The organism is Enterobacter cloacae complex sp. SYL003 (assembly GCF_049236925.1).
GTDB classification, from domain to species: domain Bacteria; phylum Pseudomonadota; class Gammaproteobacteria; order Enterobacterales; family Enterobacteriaceae; genus Enterobacter; species Enterobacter intestinihominis.
In genome coordinates this window covers 1-3,352 of sequence record NZ_JBMKJK010000049.1, presented here as the reverse complement: position 1 = coordinate 3,352, position 3,352 = coordinate 1, and the positions used below count along the sequence as shown (strand labels likewise).

The 3,352-nt window shown below is 56.5% G+C and carries 3 protein-coding genes; 2 read left to right on the top strand and 1 reads right to left on the bottom strand.

The genetic code is table 11. The annotated features are described in order from the left end of the window. The first annotated feature begins 189 nt into the window (after positions 1-189). Together istA and istB are read left to right on the top strand one after the other, a co-directional pair. On the top strand, positions 190-1,698 hold the full coding sequence (gene istA, locus ACOT1A_RS24430) for an IS21-like element ISCfr8 family transposase (RefSeq protein WP_077249983.1): 1,509 nt from the start codon (positions 190-192) through the stop codon (positions 1,696-1,698). Further along, positions 1,685-2,425, top strand: a complete 741-nt coding sequence (istB, locus tag ACOT1A_RS24425; RefSeq protein WP_012695455.1) for an IS21-like element helper ATPase IstB — start codon at positions 1,685-1,687, stop codon at positions 2,423-2,425. The genes istA and istB overlap by 14 nt, the downstream gene beginning before the upstream one ends. 227 nt (positions 2,426-2,652) lie before the next feature. On the opposite strand, the gene ACOT1A_RS24420 is transcribed toward istB, so the two are convergent. Next, positions 2,653-3,207: an aminoglycoside N-acetyltransferase AAC(6')-Ib3 gene (locus ACOT1A_RS24420; RefSeq protein WP_032488579.1), complete on the bottom strand. Its 555-nt coding sequence runs from the start codon at positions 3,205-3,207 to the stop codon at positions 2,653-2,655. Positions 3,208-3,352: the final 145 nt, after the last annotated feature.

The window sequence follows — 3,352 nt, the reverse complement described above, 5'->3', positions numbered from 1 at the left end:
CGCCTGGTAAGCAGAGTTTTTGAAATGTAAGGCCTTTGAATAAGACAAAAGGCTGCCTCATCGCTAACTTTGCAACAGTGCCCTGGCCATTAATTTTGACCCACCCCAAGGTGGCCAACCGGCCAGAAATGCAGATAGGGTTCCCAGCCTTTTGGCAGGCCGGGAACCGTTCTGATGATGAGGTGGAACGTGATACACAAAATAAAATCATTACATGACGATGGCAAAGGACTTTCCATTCGGGCCATCAGCCGGGAGCTGGGCATCTCGCGCAACAGCGTGCGCAAGTATCTGCGTCAGGATGAAACAACCACTGCCCGCAAGCTGGATAACCCTGTCCGCAGCAAACAGCTCGACACCTACCGGGGATACCTGATCAGCTTGCTGGCCAGCTTTCCCGGGCTCAGTGCAGTCAAGATTGCCCGCAAGCTCAAGGAGAAACTGGGTGAGCTGCCGACCTCCGAGCGCAGTATTCGTCGTTACGTCAGCGCGCTGAAGGAAGAGGTTGCAACCGGTCAGCACCGATATTACGAGCCGGTGGTTGATGAGGTGCCGGGTGTGCAGTGCCAGGTTGACCCGGGCGAGCTGCGTAACGTGCTGATTGGTGGCGTGGAAACAGTGGTGCACTTTGTTGTGTTTGTGCTGGCGTACTCGCGGCTGATGTATGTGGGCCTGTCGTTTAAGCCGCTGGATACCCGGCAGTTCATCCAGCTGCATGACGAAGCGCTGCGCTACTTTGGCGGCATGCCTGAAGAGCTGGTGTACGACCAGACCAAGCTGGTGGTGATTGAGGAGAAATACCGGGAGCTGACCCTCAACGAGCGTTTTCATCAGTACGCCACCACAGCCGGCTTTCGTATCCATGCTTGCGAAGGCTATGACCCCGAGAGCAAGGGCAAGGTTGAAGCGGGCGTCAAATACGTCAAGCAGGACTGCTTTTACGGCGAGACCTTCCGTGATGAGCAGCACCTGCGCGAGCATGTGCATCACTGGCTGGACAAGGTCGCCAATGTGCGGGCACACGGCACCACAGGTGAGGCACCTCAGCTGCGTTTTGAACGTGACGAACAGGCTCTGCTCAAGCCCTACCTGTCACCCTCTTGCGTCACATCTGAAGCCCGTGAGACCCGCAAGGCGGATAAGACCGGACTGATCTCCTGGAAGGCCAACAAGTACTCTGTGCCCATGGCCTGGCAGCAAAGCCGTGTCGGTGTGCTGGAAGACGACAGCCAGCTGCATGTGATTGATCTACAAACTGGCGAAGTGATTGCCCAGCATGCGTTGGCGGGCGGCAAAGGTCAGATTATCAAAAACACCCACCACTACCGTGACCATGCCCAGCGCCGGCAGCAGCTGGAGCAGGACATTCAAGTACTGGTGGGCGACGAGGCACTCAGCCTGGCCTTGTGTGATCAGTTGCGGAGATCCTTGCCCAAGGTCTATAAGGATCAACTGTTCGCAGTACGCAACCTGCTGAGTAAGCACGCACCTGTTGAACGGGACATGCTGTTGAACCTGAGCCAGAAGCCGGGCCTGACCGCCCGACAGATCGAAGCGTATCTGGTGGCCACCCAGCTGGCCAGCCGGCGTGAGCGTCTGCCTGAGCCCGTGCCAGAGGCTCCGTCAGAGCTGGACTTGAGTGCATACCGACAGCTTGGCCGCTCGACTGGCCAGGAGGTGACCCATGGGCATGCTTGAACAGACTGCCGCCCAGTACCGTAGCCTGCGCATGACCTCCATCGCCGCAGAGCTCGCCCAGTTACTGGCCGAGGCCGAAGCCAGTGAAATGTCGTTCCTGAGCTTTGCACAGCGACTGGCTGAATACGAACTCCAGCAGCGTCAGGCCAACCGGGTACAGCGCAATTACAAGACGGCAGGCTTTCCTGCGCACAAGCATCTGGAGGGCTTTGACTATCGCCACCAGACCACCATCAGCAAGCGCCAGATCAACAGCCTGCTGGACTTCCGGTTCATCGACGAGCGCAACAACGTGATCTTCATCGGCCCGCCAGGCGTGGGCAAGACCCACCTGGCCATCGGGATTGGCCACAAGGCCGTCGAGGCCGGATACCGGGTATTGTTTCGCACCGCGCTGGAGTTGGTGGAAGAACTGGAGCTGGCAGAAATGAAGGGCGAGCTGAAAAAGAAAATCAGCCAGCTGAGCAAGGTCGACCTCTTGATCATCGATGAGCTGGGCTACCTGCCCATGACCCGGCAGGCCCGCTACAACCTGTTCCAGCTGATCAACAGTCTGTACGAATACCGGTCTATCATCCTGACCACCAACAAGGACTTCACCTGCTGGGGCGAGTTCTTCCACGACGACAACGTGGCAGTACCGATCATCGACCGAATCATCCATCACTCACACATCTTTATGCTGGGAGGAGAGAGCTATCGGCTGAAACAGAAAACAACGGGTTAAACGTGCAAGGGTGGGTCAATTTTATTGGCCAAAGGTGGGTCAAAATTAATGGCCATTGACAAATGGCAAGAAGCACAGGCTCCAAATGTGACTTTATGACGTCGACGACTATCCGCACCTGAGCGGATACCTCTGCGGGGACGGTGTGGTTCATGCATGACGCCTAACGTTTGACATGAGGGGCGGCCAAGGGCGCCAGCCCTTGGACGTCCCCCTCGATGGAAGGGTTAGGCATCACTGCGTGTTCGCTCGAATGCCTGGCGTGTTTGAACCATGTACACGGCTGGACCATCTGGGGTGGTTACGGTACCTTGCCTCTCAAACCCCGCTTTCTCGTAGCATCGGATCGCTCGCAAGTTGCTCGGCGACGGGTCCGTTTGGATCTTGGTGACCTCGGGATCATTGAACAGCAACTCAACCAGAGCTCGAACCAGCTTGGTTCCCAAGCCTTTGCCCAGTTGTGATGCATTCGCCAGTAACTGGTCTATTCCGCGTACTCCTGGATCGGTTTCTTCTTCCCACCATCCGTCCCCGCTTCCAAGAGCAACGTACGACTGGGCATACCCAATCGGCTCTCCATTCAGCATTGCAATGTATGGAGTGACGGACTCTTGCGCTAAAACGCTTGGCAAGTACTGTTCCTGTACGTCAGCAAGTGTCGGGCGTGCTTCTTCTCCGCCCCACCACTCGACGATATGAGATCGATTTAGCCACTCATAGAGCATCGCAAGGTCATGCTCAGTCATGAGGCGCAGTGTGACGGAATCGTTGCTGTTGGTCACGATGCTGTACTTTGTGATGCCTAACTTTGTTTTAGGGCGACTGCCCTGCTGCGTAACATCGTTGCTGCGTAACATCGTTGCTGCTCCATAACATCAAACATCGACCCACGGCGTAACGCGCTTGCTGCTTGGATGCCCGAGGCAT

Bases quoted from the DNA above. Each gene is read 5' to 3' on its own strand.
- istB (WP_012695455.1), top strand. From the start codon at position 1,685: ATGGGCATGCTTGAACAGACTGCCGCCCAGTACCGTAGCCTGCGCATG.